Below are 20,670 nucleotides of genomic sequence, written 5' to 3'. Positions count from 1 at the left end.
TCTTCCGCCATCGCCGCATTGTGCTGGGTCGCCGCGTCGAGCTGGTTCAGCGACGACGAGATCGAGCGCAGCGTGGTGTCCTGTTCGGAGGCCGAATGGGCGATCTTGCCGACGATGTCGCTCGCCGCCTTCACCTGGTTGGAGATCCGCTTCAGCGCTTCGCCGGCCTCGCCGACGAGGCGCACGCCGTTCTGCACCTGGCCGGAAGAGCGCGAGATCTGGTCCTTGATCTCYTTKGCSGCWGCGGCGGAGCGCTGCGCGAGTTCGCGCACTTCCTGGGCGACGACCGCAAAACCCTTGCCGGATTCCCCGGCGCGGGCCGCTTCCACGCCGGCATTCAAGGCCAGCAGGTTGGTCTGGAAGGCGATGTCGTCGATCACSCCGATRATCTTGGAGATCTCTTCCGACGAATGTTCGATACCGCCCATCGCGTCGATCGCCTGGGCGACGATCTGGTCGGAGCGGTTGGCCTCGGCACTGACCGAGGTGACCCGCTGGGCGGCYTCATGCGCRCCTTCTGCCGTCTGGCGGACGGCGACGGCGAGTTCGTCGAGGGCGGCCGACGTCTCTTCGAGATTGGCGGCCTGGCGTTCGGTGCGCTGCGACAGCTCGTTCGAGGCGCGGCGGATTTCCTCCTTGGAACCGCCGATATCGATGCCCTTGGCATTGACCTTGCTCATCGCGGCCTCGAGGTGGACGAGCGCCTCGTTGAAGTTGTGGCGCAGCGTTTCGTAGCGCGCGCCGAGATCGGCGCAGCGAACCGTGAGGTCGCCATGGGCCAGCGCTTCGAGCGCTTCGCCGATGGTGGAGACGACGCGGGTCTGCAGCGCTGCTTCCTGCTGCTGCATGTCGAGGTTCTGCTGGCGCTCGCGGTCGAGCTCGGTCTTCTGCTTTTCCTCGCGGGCGGCCATCGCATGGCGTTCGCGGATCTTTTCCTGCAGCGCCTGGGTCGCCTTGGCCATCATCCCCACTTCGTTCGACATGTCCGTGTGCGGGATCGTGGCGGTGACATTTTCGTCGGCGACGGCTTCCAGCGCACCATGCACGGCGGCAAGCGGTTTGGTAATCCCGCGGATCACCACATAGGCACCGGCAAGGGCGATGATCAACGCAAGTGCGCCGATAGCGAGCGCGTCCAGCACCATTCCGCGGATCTGCGCCTGTAGGTCGTCGGTGTAGACGCCTGTCGCAAGGACCATCTGCCAGGGTTCGAATGCCTTCGCATAGGAGCTCTTCGAAAAATTGCCATCAGGCAGGCCGGGCTTGGTCGTGCTCATATAGTCGACAATTCCGCCGCCGGATTTGCCAACGGAGACCATTTCGTCGCGGAACAGTTTTCCGGCGGAATCAGGTTTGCCCTTGCCGCTCTCGCCGACCTTCTTCGGATCGGGATGCATCAGCATCTTCACGTCGTAGTCATAGGCAAAGAGATAGCCGTCGGGCTGGAAGCTCATGGCGGAGACTGCGACGAAGGCCTGTTTCTGGGCTTCTGCGCGCGTCAGCTCACCGGCCGCCTCACGCTGCTGAAACTTCTTGAGGATGCCAATGCCCGACTCCACCTGGGTTCGCAGCATTCCATACCGTTCGGCATAGATAGCCCGCGTCGAGGCCTGGAGTTCGAAATAGGTCACGACGGCGAAGCCGGCGATCAGAGCCAGAACCAGCAGCACGAGCTGGTTTGAAATCCTCAGATTTTTCATGTTCGTTCCAGGGGTGAGTGAGACGCATCAAGCGACCGGGAGAAATGATTCTGAATGAAAAAGCGCGTCCTGCGCGTGGAAATGTGCGGCACTGCACACTTGCTAGAATGCGGGACAATATTTGAATAAAAATTTAATAAATGATCACGCGTATTTAAAAATTAATAACAATTGGTAGTTGCGAATACTTCATGTGGCCCGAATATTAATCCCGGCACCGCAAGGTAAAGTTATGGAAATACGCCATCGACGCAATGGTCCCTGGCTGCCAGCTCGAAAAGGCGCTGATCGTCGCACGCACGGTAGGCATCGAGATCGGCGACTTGAAGACAGCCCAACCCTCGTTGACCGCCATGGAAGATGACCTCGGCTTCCTGCCGACTTTCGGTGATGGCCGATGACAACCATCTTCTACGAAACCTTCCTCGTTGGTGAGATGACGTTCGAGGGGGAATGGCGGCTCGACTACGATCCGTCATGGGAGGCGCGCCGCTCGGCCTTCCCTATCTCGCTGACCATGCCGCTACGATCAGGGGCGGTCGGCGCGGACAGGCTGCTGCCATGACTCGCAAACCTGCTGCCGGAAACCCATCTCGCCGAGATCGGTCAGCGGCTGAAAGTGTCTCCCTAACGGGTCATTTTCCGTCGCAGAAATACGAGCGCTCCTCGACAGGCCGCGGCGTGACGCTGAAGATGATGTTCGAATTCACAGGCAGCTTTGAACTCGGGAAACTGCATCGTCTCCAGAGAACCTGGAGGCTTACATCATTTCGGAGGTTCATCGAGATTGTCGCTACTACTTTGTACCTTGGCTTTAGTCCCAGTCACAGGAGAGGTCTAGCGGAAATTGTTTCCGCTTTCGGCTCTGAGCGGACACTCTATGAGCATCGAAATGCTTTGGCTGCTTTGCGCCACCTTATCGGTCATAGAGCCGCCATCGAGCGTACTTGAAAGCAGACGTTGCTTTGGTGGCAGCGTCACGTTGCCTTTGCGCCTCAACGTAGGCCACGAGTGACGACGCAGGATTTCCTGATAGCGGACGTAGTCGCGGACATGGCTAGTCGCTCGGCATCGTATGCGGCCATTATCATATCAGAGTGCCAAGTCAGTCTTGTGCGCTTCGGTAATCGACTTCAGACCCCGTGCGCCAAAGGCAGCTGAGAAATCTTGTCAAAAAGGCGCAAAGTAATTTGCAAAGAGAAAAATATATGCAATATCTTTTGCATTGGGGGGATGTATCGTGATCAGTTCAAAAGTTCAGGAGCTTGCCGGGTCGTTCACTCGGGCAGAAAAGAAGCTTGTACAGGCGATTTTCGAGCGTCCGCAGGTTGTTGCGCTCGGGACAGCCACGGAACTTGCGCAGGGTGTCGGAGTCCACGAAGCTGCGGTAACGCGGCTGGTTCGCAAGCTGGGCTTCGAGAATTATTCGAGCTTCAGAAGCGCGATGCAATCGGAGTTCATTCCAAGCCAGGAGCCGGCAATCCGGATGGGGAATTCCCTGGCGCGTGCCTCAGATGGCTCGTTGCTATCTTCGCTCGTTGCACAGGAAATCGCTGCGCTGTCGCTGATCGAGAATCATATCGGGATGGCACTCATCAACGAGATCGCGTCCGAGTTGATGCAGGCCTCGCGAATTTTTCTGTTCGGCCGCGGCAATGCCGAGACGCTGTCCCTGCTTATGCTGAAGCGGCTCCGCCGTTTCGGAAAGGACACCATCCAATTATCCGGCGACCCCCGCGAGCTTGCAGAACAGGCGTTGTCGTTCAGGCCAGCAGATATCGTTCTGATCTTTGCGTTTCGCAGAGCGCCCCGCGGCTACGCTCCTTTGGTGGAATCCATCCGGGAAGCCAAGGCCCGATCACTGGTGATCTCGGGGGCATCCGGAGCGCTTTTATCTCCGGTTCCGGACCGCCTGATGAATGTACCCCGCTCGGGCGAGCAGGACGCCTTTCAAACGCTGACCGTTCCGATGACGATCTGCAATGCCATCATCCTGGCGGCGGGTGCTCAACACAAGGAAGAATCACTGCGAATGCTCGACAGACTTGGGACGCTCATTCGCCGCTTCGAATAACCGATCATCTTCAGGGGAGGAACTTATGAAGAATCTACAATGGACGACGGCTGCTCTTTTGCTAGGACTTTTCCAACCGGCAATGGCGCAGGATCTCAACACGATGTCGACAGCCGAGCTTCTGGAGAAGGCGAAGGCGGAAGGCTCCGTGACAGTCTATTCCTTCACCAGCCGCGTCGCGCGGCTCGAAAAGGCTTTCGAAGCCGCCTATCCCGGCATTGACCTCCAGGGTTACGACATTTCTTCGACCGAGCAGATCGCACGGTTGAAGGCCGAAGCCGCAGCCAGGATCGCCAATGCAGACGTGGTCTATATTTCCGATGCACCGGTTGTTTTGAACGAACTCGTGAAGCCGGGAATCCTGGAAAACTACGTGCCGCCACGCGTCGCAGGCAGGTTGTCCGGGGCCAACAAGACGCCCATCCTGTCCCAGCGCGTCTCCACTAAAGTGCTCATGTACAACGAGGAAGCAAATCCCAAGGGTTCTCCGATAACGAACCTCTGGCAGCTCACCACACCGGAATGGAAGGGCCGGGTCGTGATGGTCGATCCGTTGCAGAGAGGCGATTATCTCGATCTGATGACCGAATTCGCACTGCAGGCGGACTCGATGGCGAAGGCGTACCAAGCTCAGTTCGGAAAGCCCATCGCACTCGGCAAGGCGCAGGATGCCGGCCGGAAATTCATCGAGGACCTGTTCGCCAACGACCTGATCCTCGTCAAATCGACCGACGACGTCAATGCGGCGGTAGGCAAACTCGGCCAACAGAAACCGCCGGTCGGCTTTACCAGCTATTCCGATCGCCGGGACAACAAGGACAAGGGCTGGGCCCTGCAGGTCTCCAACGACACACAGCCGGCCTCCGGTATCGTGTTTCCCGTCGTTCTCGGTCTCGTCAAGGGCGCCAAACATCCCGCCGCTGCTCGACTTGCCATCGATTTTTTCATGGGCGACGAGAGCAAGACAGGCGGTGAAGGCTTCAAGCCCTTCTATGTCCCCGGCGACTATGCAACGCGAACCGACATCGTTCCCCACCCCGACGCTGTGGCGCTGGACAAACTGTCGGCATGGAACATCAACCCTGCCGCCACCGCCAAGGCGCGCAAGGATGTGGGCGATCTGATACTGACCTTGCAGTGAGCAGCAAAGGCCTGGCGTTGATTTCATTCCAGCGCCAGTCCCTATCCGGCGCCCGCCGCCCGCATTCATGCCTGCAGTCTGAACATGCCAACCCGGACGCGGCCACGCGACCGGGATCGTTCCCTTCAACGGATTCATCCCCATGACGCAAGCCGCCTTGACGAGAACCGGCCATCGCATCGCTTTTGCCCCTGGAACGCCGCTGAAAGCAGCGGTGCTGGTGATGCTGACCGTCCTTATCGTTCTGCCGCTGACCAAGACCGTGACATTCACCCTACAACCGGACACGATTGCGGCCTGGTCGGATGTTCTGGTCGGTCGCCTTTCCTACAATCTTTTTTACGGTCCGCTTCTCAACACGATGGTCCTCGGCATAGGCGTGGCCGTCGGCTGTGTCTTGCTGGGCGGCTTCCTGGCCTGGCTCGTGGTGATGACCAATGTACCGTTTCGCCGAACCATCGGCTTGATGGCGACGCTTCCATTCATGATCCCGAGTTTCGCAAATGCGCTTGCCTGGCAGTCACTGTTCAAAAATGCCCGCGTCGGCGGGCAGGTCGGATATCTGCAGGGATTGGGCCTCGACATACCCGATGCCATTGCCTGGGGCATGGCGCCAACGCTGATCGTCCTGACGCTGCATTATTTCTCGCTGGCCTTCACGATCATAGCCGCATCGCTTGCCACGGTGAACTCGGATCTCGTCGAAGCCGCACAGATCGCCGGCGCTCGGGGATGGCGTATTCTGAGCGGCATCATCCTGCCCGTGGCGACGCCGGCGCTTCTGGCCGCAGGTTCCCTTTGCTTCGCAGGCGCCGTCTCGAACTTCGCCGCTCCTGCGCTGCTCGGATTGCCGGTTCGGCTGCAGACATTGTCCACGCGCCTGTTCGGGATGATCGAAGTGGGCCAGGTCGGGCGCGGTTATGTCATCGGCATCATGCTGGTGCTCGTCTCCGCACTCCTCCTGTGGTTCAGCAACCGCGTCGTTTCCGGACGACGTTCCTATGCGACAGTCACCGGCAAGGGCGGCCGAGCCAAGCGCTTCGATCTTCGCAACGCGCGCTGGCCCCTGTTTGCCGTTTGCTGCATGATCATGGCGGCCTCCACGATAATCCCGATTATCGTCCTTCTGGCATCCAGCCTCGCGCCTTCTTCCGCCGATCTGTTTTCCAACTGGACGCTGCATTACTGGATCGGCGCCTCCAATGCTCAGATCGCGCAAGGAACAGCCGGGATTATCCGCAATCCGGATATTTCCTTTGCCATGAGCGTGACCATCGGGCTGGGCATCGCCGTGTCCGTTTTCGGCTTGATGCTCGGCCTTCTGACGGCCTATGTGGCGGCGCGCTATCGCACCGGTTGGGCCAGTGCCGCCATCATACAGATCAGCAACCTGCCGCTCCTTGTGCCGGGCATCGCTTTCGGCGCGGCCTATATCGCCTATCTCGGTGCGCCGATCGGGCCACTGCCTGCCCTTTACGGAACCTTTGCGCTTCTCGTTATCGCCGGAACCGCCTACCTACTGCCATTTTCGGTACAGACCGGTCGCGCCGTGATCCAGCAGATCAGTGGCGAACTCGAGGAAAGCGCGCGCCTGACCGGAGCCGGCTTCTTTCGGCGGATCGTCGCGATCCTCCTGCCCCTAGCAATCCGTGGACTGGCCGCAGGAGCGCTGCTGATCTTCGTCAAGATCATCCGCGACCTTTCGCTGGTCATGCTTCTCTTCACGCCGACAATGCCGGTGCTTTCGGTCCTTGCCTACCGCTACGCATCTGAGGGCTTTGCGCAATTCGCCAACGCCATCACCGTTGTCATCCTCATCATCTCCGTGATTGTAACGCTTGCCGCCAACCGGCTTCAGGCAAAGTCGCAACCGTGGCTCAAGGACTAACATCACATGCTGGACATTCGTAATCTCACCAAGAGCTTCGGCGCTTTCACGGCGGTCAACAACATAAGCCTGTCCGTACCGGATGGCTCCTTCCTGGTCCTCCTCGGACCCTCCGGTTGCGGCAAGACGACCCTGTTGCGCATGCTTGCCGGCCTGGAGCAACCGACGGCGGGGCAGATCGCGTTCGACGGGGTGACTGTCTCCGACGGCGACCGGAACTGGAGCGCCGATCCGGCCAAGCGCAATTCCGGTCTCGTCTTCCAGTCCTATGCGCTCTGGCCGCATATGACCGCCCGCGGCAACATCGAATGGCCGCTCAAGGTAGCCGGCATGGGGAAGATCGAGAGGCAGGCCCGCGCCGACGAGGTCATGGGCCTTTTGAGCATCGGTGAACTCGAAGCGCGTTATCCCAACGAGATTTCCGGCGGCCAGCAGCAGCGCGTCGCCATAGCCCGCACGATCGCGACAAGACCCGGTGTTTTGCTGTTTGATGAGCCGCTCTCCAATCTCGATGCAAAGCTTCGGGTGGAAATGCGATCGGAACTCATGCGGCTGCATCGCAAGATCGGGGCAACATCGGTTTATGTCACCCATGACCAGATCGAGGCGATGACCATGGCGACCCATGTGGCGGTCATCAACAAGGGTGTGATCGAACAGTTCGGATCTCCCGAGGAGCTTATCCGTTCACCGGCCTCGGCATTTGTCGCCACCTTTGTCGGCACTCCACCCAACAATGTCGTGCCGGTGATCAAGAACGGCGCCGGATACAAGGTCCATACACGCGTCATGGACATCGCAGCGCCACCCGATCAAGCCCAGTACGCCATGTTCCCGCCAGAGCGCCTGGTCATCCGTGATGAAGCAACTGCATCGACGCTTCCGATGGAACTGGTCGAGCTTTCCGTCATTGCTGGGCGCACGATGGTGACCGCGAGCGATGGAACGCTACGACTGACGGCGATTGTCGATAATGCACCCAAGGCGCATCTTGCCGAACGCGTGCATATGGAACTGCCGCGCGATCCTGCGTGCTGGTTCGATGCAGGTGGCCGGAGGATTTCCGCATGAGGATTCTTCTCGTTCGCCATGGCCAATCCGAATGGAATGCAGAAAAACGCCTTCAGGGGCAGGCAGATATTAGCCTTTCCAAAAAAGGGATCAGCCAAGCCGAGGCTCTCAGGCCTGTCATGGAAGGCATTGCACCTTGCCGGGCAATCACGTCAGACCTTCGACGGGCGCGAGACACCGCGGTCATCCTTGGATTTCCCGACGCAGCCCCGACCGAAGAGCTGCGGGAGATTTCGGTCGGCAACTGGACCGGTCGGCTCATCCCGGAAATCATTGCCGAAGACAGCCACGGCTACGCGGGCTGGCGCGCCGGAACAAGCGCTCCTCCCGGCGGGGAAACCTGGGCAGATTTCGTCACCCGGACGTGCGGCGTGATAGAAGAGGCTCGCACCGATCCCAATTGCAAGAATCTCCTCGTGGTCTGCCATGGTGGCGTCATCCGGGCTTTGCTCGATCATTATCTCGATCTCCGGCCCGCCCATATAATCCCGGTAGGGCCAGCAAGCCTCACAGCGCTTCGATTGTCTTCGGATCCAAATAAACGCGCAAAACTTGAGCTCTTTAACTACAGCCCGAAAGAGTTGCAGTTCGATGCGCCGGATTAATCCGTTCTGGCGCGGCAGAGCATAGCTGGCAAGACGAGGGTCGATAGCAAGGAGATATCGGCCGCTTCGCCTCCAAATCGGTCATTGAAGTTAGCTGAGCCATCGCCCTAAAGCAGACATTGCCGGCGACGGCGCTGGAAGTCGCGAGTGCGCCACTACCGTGGACTTGCGCACCGCTCGTACGCGTTGTTCCGCGATCACCGATGTGGCAACGTCGGTGCCCGCGCTGATGCTACGCACCGCGGCATGCGCCTCTCCTTCTTTGTCACACTGCCTTCATTGTCACGCTTGCCCTGGCTCAGACGCCAGCGATTTTGTAAGTCGCGTCGCCAGCTGTTCTCCCGCTTGTTTGGCGGCGGCGTGCGCCTGCTTAAGATTGGACGCCGCGAGGTCCCGCAACGAGGCCATAGCGGGATTAACATCAGCGAGGGTCAGCTCGACATCGATGAGTTGGAGGTCCAATCCCCAGCTGTCTTCGAAGATGCGCCTAAGCCAGGGCGTCGCGTGGTCCCAGCCTTCCTTCGGCATGCCAGGGCCGTACGCGCCTCCACGCGCTGAGATCAGATAGGCGGGACGCTTCGAGATCGGCGACGGCACCTTAACGGTGAAACGCGGTTCGGTGACCAGAAGGTCAATCCACGCCTTTGCGTGTTGCGAAACAGCGTAATTGTAGAGCGGAACCGAAAAAATGAAGGCATCTGCTGCCAGCATCTCATCGGCCAATCTGGTTGCCAGCACTGCCGCCTCCACCTCCTCCGTCGTGCGTTCGCTGAGGGCCTTTGGACCAGCCTGCACGGCACGGGCCCAAGCTGTTGCAGGCAGGGGTGAAAGGCCAACGTCCCGCCTCACGACATCCAGCTCTGCCAGTTGCGTTCGGATAGAATCCTCGAGCGTTGAAGCTAGAGCGCGGCTTTGAGAGCCGATGGCACGAATGCTTGCATCCAAACGAAAAATCGTCGTCACGGCTCAAGCCTTCCTCTTCTTGAGAAAGGCGACCAGCGCCTCATTCACTGCCTCAGACGCCTTGAGCTGTGGCCAGTGCCCGACGCCCTCAAGTGGTAGGAACCCCTGGAGGTTTGGCACGGCCGGCTTGAGATCTTCCTCGTTCAAAGCTCGCATCTTAACCATGCTGTCTGCTGTGCCATACGCAAAGAAGGCTGGCTGTCGGATCTTCGCCCCGGCAAATGCTTTGGCTTGGTCGAAATAGGGCTGCATGCCGCGATAGATATTCAGTGGGCCGTGGAAGCCATCACGCCGGAAGCCTGCGATCATCGTCTCGGCGTCCTCGCGGTCAGCGAAGGGCGGGATGCCGATCGGGGATGGCCGGTGCATATCTTTGCTTGGGTCCATCGGACCCCATGCTTCGGACGCATCGGGCAACCCCGACATCCAATAGAGAGCGCCCGGGAAAGTCGTGGCCGCATCCGCCCACTCCTGGTCGGCCTCCGGTTTCATGTGGCGGAACATATAAAAGGCTCCCTCCTTGCCGGCGGCCTTCAGCATTTCGAGCATGCTGGGCCCCGCACCCGGTAGCACCGGAGGGACACTGAGGCCGAAGACCGCGTCAAACAGATCCGGACGCATCACCGCCGCGTTCCAGCTCACCGTCGCACCGAAGTCGTGGCCGACCAGGGTAGCGCGCTCGATCCCGAGTTTCGCGAGGATGCCGACAAGGTCTCCGACATGGTAGAGAACCGTGTAAAGCGCGGCGTCTTCAGGCTTGGAGCTATCGCCATAGCCATGCGTATCGAACGATATCGCGCGGTAGCCCGCGGCCGCGACTGCCGCCATCTGCCGGCGCCAGCCCCGCCATCCGTCAGGAAAGCCGTGGACGAACAGCACAGCCGGGCCCTCGCCTTCCTCGACAACGTTCAGCTTGACGCCATTGGTTTCTACAAAGGTCTGCTTCAGCGATTTATTCCGATCCACGAAAGTCATCTTTCATGCTCCATTTGAATTGTGAAATTGACGCACGCGATGCGGCGACCGCTGAGATCGATCTGTGAAGTACACAGTTCGATAATATTTCGCGTGCGATCGAGATGGTGTTCGGGTTACTTTGAATTCTCTGTCATCCGTCTCGGAGTCGGTCGCAAACTAGCCGCTGCCTGAATCCGAGAATTGATGTCAGCACCGGATCGAGCTACTTCCCTGAGAACTGGATCTTCGGGATCGGCTCGTGTTTGCGCACAGCCGAGACTGCAATGGCCATTCCCTCTGCGCCATCCTTGGTGTCGAGGATGCCAGCGCCGAGCTGTGTGGAGATGATGTCGGCAGCCGAGACGCCACCGGTAGCCCAGGTGCGGATGAGTGTACGCGCCTTGCCGTACGCGAGGGTCGGCCCTGTCGCGAGATGCCGCACGAGTTCGTCGGAGACCTCCTCCAACTTGCCGTCAGGCGCTGAATGGGTTGCGATACCCAGATCGACTGCGACCTTTCCGAAAATTGGCTCCGAAAGCAGGACGAAGCGAGTAGCGAGTGTTTTGCCGACGCGGTCGGCGAGCCGCTGCGCCCCGCCTGCCATTGGAATGCCGCCGACCGACACTTCTGGGAGGACGAGCATCGCCGACTCTGCGACGACCAGGAAATCGAACGCCAGGAGCAGTTCGAAACCGCCGCCCAAGGCCATCCCTGCTACCGAAGCAACCGTAGGGACGGGCAGTTCCTCGATGAGACGGATTGAAGCCAGGATGTCGGCCGCAAACGCTTCGAGAAATTTCGAGCCCTTGTCACCGATGGCGCCCAGATCGTCTGCCACGGCGATGTTGCCGGACGCGGACGTCAAGTGAAGGACGCGGATGTCGCTTGCATATGCCTGGCGAACGGCGGCCCGCAGCGACGAGGGAAAGTCGGACCCTGGCTCGCTGTCTGCATCACCGAGCAAGATCAGTTTGCCCACCGCACCGTATTGCTCGAAGCGGAACGAACTCATGTTTTACCTCCTAGTTTGCTGACTATCTAGCCAGGCAGGCCTAACGCCTGCTACAAAATGGCCCGTGTCTCACGTCGCGATTGACGGATGACCAAAGCTATTATGTTATGTACGTTACAGAATGGAGTACTGTCAATGGCCCGCCCCCGCGCGTTCGAAGAAAGCGAAGTGCTAGATCGCGCGGCGGACGTCTTCGGTCGCCGGGGCTACGACGGCTCAACCATGGCGGAACTGACGGCCGCAATGGGCTTGAACTCTCCCAGCATCTACGCGGCTTTCGGAAGCAAGCGCGGGCTTTTCGACGCTGTTCTCGGCCGCTGTAGTGCGCGCGAGGACGAGCACTGGGAGTGGGCGCTCACAGCCCCCACGGCCGAGGAAGTCGTCAAGCGCTTGCTGACGACCTCGCCAGCGCAGGAGTCCAGCCGCATACTCGTTCATGCGGGCTTGGCGATGGGCAGTGAGAATGCCGACATTCCCGCTGCCCTGCTTCATCGCCGCCAATCGGCAGAACTGAAACTGCGAGACCGGTTCGAAGAGGCGAAACGGAGTGGCGAACTTCCTGTGAACGCTGATGCCTCAGGGCTGGCGAGCTATGTGACGTCGGTTCTCGGCGGCCTCGCCATGAAAGCCGCCGGCGGCGCGCCGCACGACGACTTGCGAGAGGGTGCCGAACAGGCGATGGCGGCCTGGCGGGCGATCAGCGATGTTGCGGTCGCCGCGAGCGCTTCAACGAGGGGACCGACGCCGACCGATCAACTTCGCGAACCACGAAAATTCAGTGCTGACGCAGCGCTCGATGCCGCCATGAAGGTCTTTTGGACCAAGGGTTTCGCGGGCGCATCGTTGAATGATCTCACTGAGGCGATGGGAATCACTCGGCCCAGTCTCTACGCCGCATTCGGCAACAAAGAAGCACTGTTTTTCAAGGCCCTCGACCTCTATCAGTCACTTCGTAGAGACTACCTAACTGAAGCGCTCCAAGCTCCGACGGCGCGGGGCGTTTTCGAAGCGCTGCTCAGGGGAGCGCTACGCGATCAACAGGCAGAGGGGCAACCGCGCGGCTGCCTCATGGTTCTTAACGCAATGCAGGGTGGTGATGAGGCGCAGCCCATTCGCAACGAAGTCCTCAGGCGCCAGGCCATCGGGCGCGACTTGCTCGCGGCCCGGTTTGCGCGGGCCAAACGCGACGGCGACCTGTTGCCGGCCGTCAATGTCGAAGGTCTCGTGCGCTTTGTCCAATCCCTGATGCACGGCATCCTCATGCAGGGAGGGGCCGGCGCAAGCCAACGTGAGCTTGAGGCGTTGGTTGAGAGCAGCTTGACCATGTGGACCGCATCCGCCGAATTACCGATCAGTAAAAATTAGGCGCAGCTAATCTGTCAAGTTCTTTACCGATCGGTATATTGTCCTTCGCTGTCTGGGCCTGTCGGGGTTGGAGTAGCCATCGCGGACGCCACAATTCCCGAAGACGAACACTCGCTCCGCTAAGCGGAAATGATTTCCGCTCTTGATCTCAACCCTCAGAGACCTCGGTTAGACGGGGGAGTGCAACCTTCGTTGCCTGCCCCGACAACCTGTGGCATGTTCCCGCCGTGGGCGATAAGAAGCATTCGGGTGGGGCGTTGTCGGCGAATTTCGATCATCTGAAAGAGATCAGCCCTGAACTGTATCGCCTTGGTGTGCTCGCCGAGCGTTTCTTCGCAGAAGACGCCAACACTTCGCTGATCAAAAGCCGTCAGTTCGGCGAATACATGGTCAAGGAGATCGCAGCGCTCTCCGGCGTCTATGATGCCGCCGCCCGTGAGACGACGCATGATCTTCTTCGGCGCCTCGCCACCCAGCAGGTGCTGCCGCGCGAAGTCGCAGATATTTTCCATGCGGTGCGCAAGAGCGGCAATGAGGCGACGCACAGCCTAGCCGGCTCATCCGTCGAAGCGCTTGCCGCACTCAAATTCTGCCGTTCGCTTGGCGTCTGGTATCGTCGGACCTATGGGCGTGATCCAGGTTTCAAACCCGGCCCCTTTGTCCCTCCCAAGGCGTCGTCCGATGTCGACCAACAAACTCAGGCGGAACTGGCCGCGCTCCGCGCCCAAGTCCAGGCGGCCCAAGCGCAACTCGCCGCAGCTCATGCTTCGGCCGACGAACTCGCAAAGGCACGCGAAGCGGCCGAGGAACTCGCCCGGCAGGCGGCCGCCGATAGTGCGGTCTGGGAGCAGACCGCCGTCGAGATGGAGACCAATCAGGCCGAGCTTTCCCGTAAGCTCATCGAGCTGCAGAAGGTGGCCGAGGCCCAGCCGCAGCAATTGCAGATGCAGTTCAAGCAGGCCGGCCTTCAGGCCGCGAGTCGTCTTGAGCTGGATGAACGCCAGACACGCCGGCTGATCGATGTTCAGCTCGTCGACGCCGGCTGGGAAGCCGATAGCGATCGTCTGTCCTATCAGAAGGGCGCACGCCCCGAAGCGAGCCGCAACCTGGCTATCGCCGAATGGCCGTCGGATGGCGGACGCGCCGACTACGCCCTGTTCGCCGGCCTTACCTGCATTGGTGTCATCGAGGCGAAGCGTGAGAGCGTGGACGTTCCCTCGACCCTGCAGCAGGCAGAACGCTACGCCCGCACGATTGATCTGCCTCTGGAGCATCGCCATCCCGATGGACCGTGGAAGCATGGGCTGGCCGACCCCTTCCGCGTCCCTTTGGTCTTCGCCACCAACGGCCGCCCCTTCGTGCGCCAGTGGCAGACCAAGTCTGGCATCTGGTTCTGCGACCTGCGCCGCGATACGAACCACGCTCGACCGCTGACAACCTGGTTTTCGCCCAAGGACCTCATCGACATCCTGGAGACGGATCTCGATGCCGCAGCACAAGGCCTTGCCGAGGAGAGCTTTGGCAAGGGTAGGATGCGCCCCTATCAGGAAGAGGCGATTGCCGCGATCGAGGATGCGGTCGTTGCCGGCCAGCGCGATATTCTCGTTTCCATGGCGACCGGGACCGGCAAGACGCGCACCAGCATTGCGCTGATGTACCGCCTGCTGAAACACAAGCGTTTCCGGCGCATCCTCTTTTTGGTGGATCGCAAGGCGCTCGGCAAACAGACCAGCGACGCTCTGGAAACCACCGAGATCGAGGGCCTGTTAAACTTCGCCCAGATCTACAAGGTCGCCGGGTTGGACAAGAAGGTGCCGGAGGATGAGGACCAGGTACAGGTCGCGACCGTGCAGTCGCTGATCGCCCGCATTCTCAACGAGCCGGATCCGGCCAAGCGCCCGACCCCCGGCACCTTCGACTGCATCATCGTCGATGAGGCCCATCGCGGCTATACGCTGGATGCGGAACTGCGCGAAAGCGATATCGGTTTTCGCAATCTCGATGACTACCAGTCGGCCTATCGGCAAATCCTCGACTATTTCGATGCTGTGAAGGTGGCGCTGACGGCGACGCCCGCGCTGCACACCCGCGAGATCTTCGGCCATCCTGTTTTCCACTACGGCTACCGTCAGGCCGTCGTCGAAGGTTACCTCAACGATCACCTGCCACCGAAGCGCATCACCACGGCGCTGTCGGAGGCCGGCATCCATTTCGAGGGTGGCGAAGAGGTCGAGATCATCGATCGTGCGACCGGGCAGATCGACCTTTTCGAGCTCCCGGACGATGTCCCGCTCGATTACGACGTCGCCGACTTCAACAAGCGGGTCTATTCGGAAGCCTTCAACCGCATCGTCTGCCGGGCGATTGCCTCGGAAATTCCACCGTCAAGGCCGGGCAAGACGCTGATCTTTGCCGCCCGCGATGCGCATGCGGATGACATCGTCCGCCTTTTGGTCGAAGAACTGCAGGAGGAGTATGGCAACGACGCCATACCGCACGGCATGGTGATGAAGATTACCGGCAATGTCGACAAGCCGGATGACCTGATCCTGAAGTTCAAGAACGATCCCTATCCGAAATACGTCGTCACCGTCGATCTTCTGACTACAGGCATCGACGTCCCCTCCATCTGCAACCTGGTCTTCGTGCGCCGGGTCAAGAGCCGAATCCTTTATGACCAGATGATTGGCCGTGCCACGCGGCTCTGCCCGGAAATCGGCAAGGAGCATTTCCGCATCTTCGATGCCGTCAATCTCTATGCCGAGCTGCAGGAAATGACGGATATGCGCCCCGTCGTCGTCAAGCCGGATATCTCGCTCGGCCAGTTGCTCAGCGATCTGGAGAAAGCGGAAACGGAGGAAGACAAAAGCTGGGTCGCGGGCCAGGTCATCGTGCGCATGCGCGCCATGGTCAAGCGCATGGATGAGGAAACCCGCGAAAGCTTCGAGCGCCAGACGGGGGAGGCGCCGGAACTGGCCGTACAGCGCCTCGCCACCCGCTCCGGTGCCGAACTGCAGGCATGGCTTGCGGCCCATCCCCGCGCCATCGATCTTCTGGAGCGACGCCCGGTGCGCACCGCCGGCGGCAATGATGGCGTGGTCATCTCCAGCCATGAGGACGAACTGCTGCGCATCGAGGAAATCTTCGGCAAGAACACGACGCCGGAGGATTACATCACCGGCTTCGAGCGCTTCGTGCGCGAAAACATGAACCAGGTCCCGGCTCTGATTGCCGTCACCCAGCGGCCGCGAGACCTGACGCGCAAGGAACTATCGGAACTGGCGGGCCTGCTGGACGAGAAGAACTATTCCGAAGCCATGCTGCGCGCGGCTTATGGAAAGGCCCGCAATGCCGATATCGCCGCCCATATCATCGGCTTCGTGCGGCAGGCGGCGCTCGGCGATCCGCTGATCCCCTATGCCAAGCGCGTGGAAGACGCGATCGCGAAGATCGAGGCCTCCCGCCCCTGGACGCAGAAGCAGAAGGAATGGCTGCGCCGCATCGGCCGGGCGCTGAAGGACAAGCCGGTGGCCGACCCGACCCTGCTGGATCAAGGCGTCTTTGCCGACAAGGGTGGCTTCAAGCGCATCTCCCAGGAATTCGACGGTGATCTGGACGATGTGCTTCACGCCTTCAACGAGGCGATCTGGGCGCCATCGGCCGCCTGAACCGACACGCCTTCGGTTGACCCCAGCCTCTCGCCCGCTACAACCACGGAACACGATCCCTGATCTGAAAGAATGCCCCATGAATGCCAATGCCATCGTCCAAAAACTCTGGCGCCTCTGCACGGTTCTCAGGAAGGACGGCATCACCTATCAGCAATATGTCACGGAGCTGACCTATCTGCTGTTCCTGAAGATGATGGCCGAGCGCAACCGCGAGACGGGCAGCCTGCCCAAAACCATGCGCTGGACGGATCTGGTTGCGGCCAACGGCCTCGCTAAGCTGGAGCTCTATCGCAAGACGCTGGTGACGCTCGGTACCGTCAGCACGCGCCTCGGCAGGGACGATGCCCTCGTGCTTCCACCCGGCGACAATGCGACACCGGAAGAGCGCAAGCGTTATGCCGATGCAAGGCCCCTGCCGGAGATGGTGCAGGAAATCTTCGACAACGCCTCCACCTTCATCCGCGAGCCGCAGAACCTGACAACGCTGGTCACCGCCATCGACGAGCTCGACTGGTTCTCAGAGGAGCGCGACCAGTTCGGCGATCTCTATGAGGGCCTGCTGCAGAAGAACGCCGAGGAAACCAAGCGCGGCGCCGGACAGTATTTCACGCCCCGCGTGCTGATCGAGCTTCTGGTGCGCCTGATGCAGCCGAAGCCCGGCGAGGTAATCCAGGACCCTGCCGCCGGCACCGGCGGCTTTCTCATTGCCGCCGATCGCTTCATGCGCGCGGCCAGTGGCGATTATTTCGATCTCGGCGAGCGGCAACAGGAGTTCCAGAAGCGCCAGGCCTTTCACGGCATGGAAAACGTGCCGGGCACGCTGCGCCTGCTACTGATGAACCTCTATCTGCACGACATCGACAGCGACCATGTACATCTGGGCGATACGCTGTCGGACAAGGGAACGGCGCTTGGCCGGGCGAACCTCATCCTCACCAATCCGCCCTTCGGCCCGGCGGGCGGCGCGCCGACACGGCAGGATCTGTCGGTCACCGCCACCGTCTCCTCCTACCAGCTTCCCTTTGTCGAACATTGCATCCGCGCGCTTCAGCCCGGTGGTCGCGCGGCCATCGTCGTGCCGGACAACGTGCTGTTCGAGGATGGACGCGGCAAGGCACTGCGCCAGATGATGATGGACTGGTGCGACCTGCACACCATCCTGCGCCTGCCGACCGGCATTTTTTATGCGCAAGGGGTGAAGACCAACGTCATCTTCCTGACGCGCGGCAAGACCGAGACCGGCAACACCAAGGCGGTCTGGATCTATGACCAGCGCGCCCAGATGCCGAAATTCGGCAAGACCACGCCGCTGACGCAGGCGCATTTCGAAGGCTTTGAACAGGCCTTCGGCAAGGACCCGTTTGGCAAAGAGCGCGGCGCGGACGAAGGCGAAGCCGGCCGCTGGCGCCGGTTCACCCGCGATGAGATTTTAGCGCGTGGGGACAATCTCGATATTTCCTGGCTGCGCGAGGCGGAGGAAGAGGCCGAAGAAGGCCTCATCGAACCCGACGACATCGCCGCCGCCATTTTAGGCCATCTGCAGGCCGCCACGCTGGAAATCGAGGCGCTGATGGCAGAGCTGGGCGATGAGCTTCCGGAGGCGGCGGAATGAGTGAACTGCCGAGGGGGTGGGTTGAGGCGACGCTGGGCGATGTTGCGATCAAGATTGGCAGCGGAGCAACTCCCACTGGAGGCGAACGGTCCTACCAATCGTCTGGTGTCCCGTTAATTCGATCCCTCAACGTCCATTTCGATGGTGTTCGCGAGGAAGGTTTGGCGTTTATTGACGACAAGCAGGCTGCGAAGCTGGATAACGTTATCGTGCAGAAAGACGATGTTCTGCTTAACATAACAGGGGCGTCTATCGGTCGTGTCGCTGTGGCGCCGAGTGCCTACAGCGGTGCGCGCGTAAACCAACACGTCAGCATCATTCGACTGGTCAAAGATGTGATGCCAGTGTTTGTTAGAAGCTTCTTGGCATCCCCGTCTGCGCAAGATTTCATAACGCGCGAAAACTATGGCGCCACGCGGCAGGCGCTTACCAAAACGATGATTGAGGGGTTTGCGTTTCCCCTCCCTCCCTTGGCCGAGCAAAAGCGTATCGTGGCCAAGCTGGATGCGCTCTCCGCGAAATCCGCCCGCGCCCGCACCGAACTCGCCCGCATCGAAACCCTCGTCTCCCGCTACAAGCAGGCCGTGCTCAGCAAGGCGTTCAGCGGGGAATTGACGAGGGAGGACTTTGGAGAGCTTGTCGGTCGCATCAAGGCTGGGAAAAACCTTCGTTGCGATGAAAGGCCTCCACATCCGCACGAGAAAGGCGTTGTAAAGGTGAGCGCAGTGACGTGGGGCGAGTTCCGCGCCGACCAGTCGAAAACGCTTCCCCCGGATTTCGAGCCGGACGAGGATACTCGCATCAAGCGGGGTGACTTTCTGTTCTCGCGAGCCAACACGATTGAATTGGTTGGCGCGGTGGTCATCGTCGCCAACGCACCCGACAATCTGTACCTTAGTGACAAAATCCTGCGGCTTGAGTTCAACGAACCTGTTGAAGAGTGGCTCCTGTGGTATCTGCGATCCCCAATGGGTCGTGAAGCGCTAATGAACGTCTCCTCCGGGAACCAACTTTCCATGCGCAATATCGGCCAGAAAAGCCTTCTCTCTCTGTCCGTTCCATATGCGGACGCGGCATTGAGAACCGCAATCGTCCGCCGCATCGAATCCGCCTTCGCCAAAATCGACCGGCTCGCGGTCGAGGCAAAGCGCGCGCTGAAGCTTGTCGGTAAGCTGGACGAGGCGATCCTCGCCAAGGCTTTTCGCGGCGAACTGGTCCCCCAGGACGAAAACGACGAGCCGGCGGAAAAACTGCTGGAGCGCATCCACGCGGAGCGGGAGGCAGCCCCGAAGGCCAAGCGCGGGCGGGGTAGGGCGGCGTGACGGTCCACGAAAGCATGCTGACAGCAGGCAATTTCACCCTCAAGGGAAAATGCATATCTACATCACCTCCTTCTATCGGAAGCTTCCGCCCGAATGTGTTCGGCGGAACCAGCGTCTACGCGCCTGCACCGCGTCTTGCCCGTCTGGAATTCGGAGCGTTGCGGACGGCCCCATTTTTTCTTTCGCGTTGAACGCGACGCCTGATTCGGTGATTCTGGCGATACCCCGACGTGTACCGGAGGGTGTACCGGGCGCGATACCCGCATAGGTTACTCCTCAAAAGCCGCGAACGAACTGGCGTTTTGCGAGGAAACCCAAGGGCTTGCGGGTAATTGGGGAAGAGTGACCTGTCATGGCGGAGAGGGTGGCCGCCAAATTAGTGTCCAGACAACTGCGCATTGGTGCAATAAGTGAATGAAATCAATACAGCTTTTATTGCTATTTGTCCAGTGAGGCCCTTTACATTCCAGCTAAAGCCAGCCCAATATGTGGGGGAAAATGTGGGGCATGGACTAAATTGGCACGATGAAAAAGGGCAAGCATCCGGAGAAAGCGCTCACCGCGATGAAGGTGAATAAGGTATCTGAACCGGGCCGGTATGCCGATGGACACGGACTATATCTCGTCGTTGACGACAGTGGCGCGAAACGTTGGTTGCTTCGTGTTGTCGTCCAGGGCAAACGAACAGATATTGGCCTAGGTGGCGCTAATATCGTCACGCTTGCTGAAGCGCGAGAGCAGGCTTGGGCGTACCGAAAGCTCGCCCGATCCGGCGGTGACCCATTAGCGGTCAAGCGCGCGGCAAAAAGAGTCGTGCCGACCTTCAAGGTTGCCGCCGAAGCGGTGCATGCCGAAAACAAAAAGGTATGGAAAAACGGTAAGCATCAGGATCAGTGGATCAACACCCTTACCCAATACGCCTTTCCTGTCATAGGCGAGCTCAGGATTGATCGCATTGATACGCCTGACATTCTCAAAGTCCTAGCGCCTATCTGGCTCACAAAAGCCGAAACAGCACGAAGAGTTCGTCAGCGCATTGGTATGGTCATGGACTGGGCCAAAGCAGCGGGCCATAGGGTAGGCGACAATCCCGTCGATGGGGTCGCGAAGGGCCTGCCTAAGCAGCCGACAAAGGACCGGTGTCAATCAGCACCGAACATTGACCCCTTTTGCTTATCCAATTTTGACCCCCCTGTGCTGTAGATCAGCGCTTGGCCTGCCCGGCGCTGGCCGGGGTTGCAGAGGGTAGGCCAAGTGCGGGTGATGATCTTCTTCGGCTTTTAGCTTTG

General features: G+C 60.0%; 15 protein-coding genes and 1 pseudogene. 12 read left to right on the top strand and 4 right to left on the bottom strand.

Going from position 1 to position 20,670, the window contains the following annotated elements; genetic code table 11:
- Positions 1-1,700, bottom strand: a 1,700-nt coding sequence (locus tag AC1DLT_RS30510; protein WP_477489219.1) for a methyl-accepting chemotaxis protein, incomplete at its 3' end; no start/stop codon positions are given.
- A 260-nt stretch (positions 1,701-1,960) separates the two neighbouring features.
- Here AC1DLT_RS30510 and AC1DLT_RS30505 point away from each other — a divergent pair.
- The 7 genes and pseudogenes from AC1DLT_RS30505 to AC1DLT_RS30475 all read left to right on the top strand — a co-directional run.
- A pseudogene (locus AC1DLT_RS30505) lies at positions 1,961-2,101 on the top strand (transcriptional regulator); the annotation flags it as partial.
- Complete coding sequence (locus AC1DLT_RS30500) at positions 2,098-2,265, top strand: HipA N-terminal domain-containing protein (protein WP_477489218.1); 168 nt, start codon at positions 2,098-2,100, stop codon at positions 2,263-2,265. The pseudogene AC1DLT_RS30505 and the gene AC1DLT_RS30500, both read left to right, overlap by 4 nt.
- A 675-nt stretch (positions 2,266-2,940) precedes the next feature.
- On the top strand, positions 2,941-3,774 hold the full coding sequence (locus AC1DLT_RS30495) for a MurR/RpiR family transcriptional regulator (protein WP_477489217.1): 834 nt from the start codon (positions 2,941-2,943) through the stop codon (positions 3,772-3,774).
- A 25-nt stretch (positions 3,775-3,799) separates the two neighbouring features.
- Positions 3,800-4,915 (top strand): ABC transporter substrate-binding protein, encoded by a 1,116-nt coding sequence (locus tag AC1DLT_RS30490; RefSeq protein ID WP_477489216.1) that lies wholly within the window; start codon positions 3,800-3,802, stop codon positions 4,913-4,915.
- A 142-nt stretch (positions 4,916-5,057) separates the two neighbouring features.
- A complete protein-coding gene (locus tag AC1DLT_RS30485; protein WP_477489215.1) occupies positions 5,058-6,803 on the top strand; it encodes an ABC transporter permease in 1,746 nt (581 codons plus the stop codon).
- Positions 6,804-6,809: 6 nt separating this feature from the next.
- Entirely contained in the window at positions 6,810-7,874 is a 1,065-nt protein-coding gene (locus tag AC1DLT_RS30480) for an ABC transporter ATP-binding protein (protein ID WP_477489214.1), read from the top strand.
- Entirely contained in the window at positions 7,871-8,479 is a 609-nt protein-coding gene (locus AC1DLT_RS30475; protein WP_477489213.1) for a histidine phosphatase family protein, read from the top strand. The genes AC1DLT_RS30480 and AC1DLT_RS30475 overlap by 4 nt, the downstream gene beginning before the upstream one ends.
- Positions 8,480-8,761: 282 nt before the next feature.
- Here the strand turns inward: AC1DLT_RS30475 and AC1DLT_RS30470 are convergent, their stop codons facing one another.
- From AC1DLT_RS30470 to AC1DLT_RS30460, 3 genes are all read right to left on the bottom strand, one after another.
- Complete coding sequence (locus tag AC1DLT_RS30470; RefSeq protein WP_477489212.1) at positions 8,762-9,442, bottom strand: FMN-dependent NADH-azoreductase; 681 nt, start codon at positions 9,440-9,442, stop codon at positions 8,762-8,764.
- A 3-nt stretch (positions 9,443-9,445) separates the two neighbouring features.
- Complete coding sequence (locus tag AC1DLT_RS30465; protein ID WP_477489211.1) at positions 9,446-10,417, bottom strand: alpha/beta fold hydrolase; 972 nt, start codon at positions 10,415-10,417, stop codon at positions 9,446-9,448.
- A 205-nt stretch (positions 10,418-10,622) separates the two neighbouring features.
- Positions 10,623-11,411: an enoyl-CoA hydratase/isomerase family protein gene (locus AC1DLT_RS30460; protein WP_477489210.1), complete on the bottom strand. Its 789-nt coding sequence runs from the start codon at positions 11,409-11,411 to the stop codon at positions 10,623-10,625.
- 135 nt (positions 11,412-11,546) lie between these two features.
- Between AC1DLT_RS30460 and AC1DLT_RS30455 the strand changes: the two genes are divergently transcribed.
- The 5 genes from AC1DLT_RS30455 (at position 11,547) to AC1DLT_RS30435 (ending at position 20,584) form a co-directional block, all read left to right on the top strand.
- Entirely contained in the window at positions 11,547-12,776 is a 1,230-nt protein-coding gene (locus tag AC1DLT_RS30455; protein ID WP_477489209.1) for a TetR/AcrR family transcriptional regulator, read from the top strand.
- 227 nt (positions 12,777-13,003) lie between these two features.
- Positions 13,004-16,444 carry a type I restriction-modification system endonuclease gene (hsdR, locus tag AC1DLT_RS30450; protein ID WP_477489208.1) on the top strand — a complete coding sequence of 1,147 codons (3,441 nt, stop codon included), beginning with the start codon at positions 13,004-13,006 and terminating at the stop codon, positions 16,442-16,444.
- 79 nt (positions 16,445-16,523) lie between these two features.
- Positions 16,524-18,059: a class I SAM-dependent DNA methyltransferase gene (locus AC1DLT_RS30445; RefSeq protein WP_477489207.1), complete on the top strand. Its 1,536-nt coding sequence runs from the start codon at positions 16,524-16,526 to the stop codon at positions 18,057-18,059.
- Entirely contained in the window at positions 18,056-19,381 is a 1,326-nt protein-coding gene (locus AC1DLT_RS30440) for a restriction endonuclease subunit S (RefSeq protein WP_477489206.1), read from the top strand. The genes AC1DLT_RS30445 and AC1DLT_RS30440 overlap by 4 nt, the downstream gene beginning before the upstream one ends.
- Before the next feature lie 525 nt (positions 19,382-19,906).
- Entirely contained in the window at positions 19,907-20,584 is a 678-nt protein-coding gene (locus AC1DLT_RS30435; RefSeq protein ID WP_477489205.1) for a tyrosine-type recombinase/integrase, read from the top strand.
- Positions 20,585-20,670: the final 86 nt, after the last annotated feature.

The sequence above is a fragment of the Neorhizobium sp. 05N33 genome, from assembly GCF_056397445.1.
This window is presented reverse-complemented; position numbering and strand designations above follow the sequence as displayed.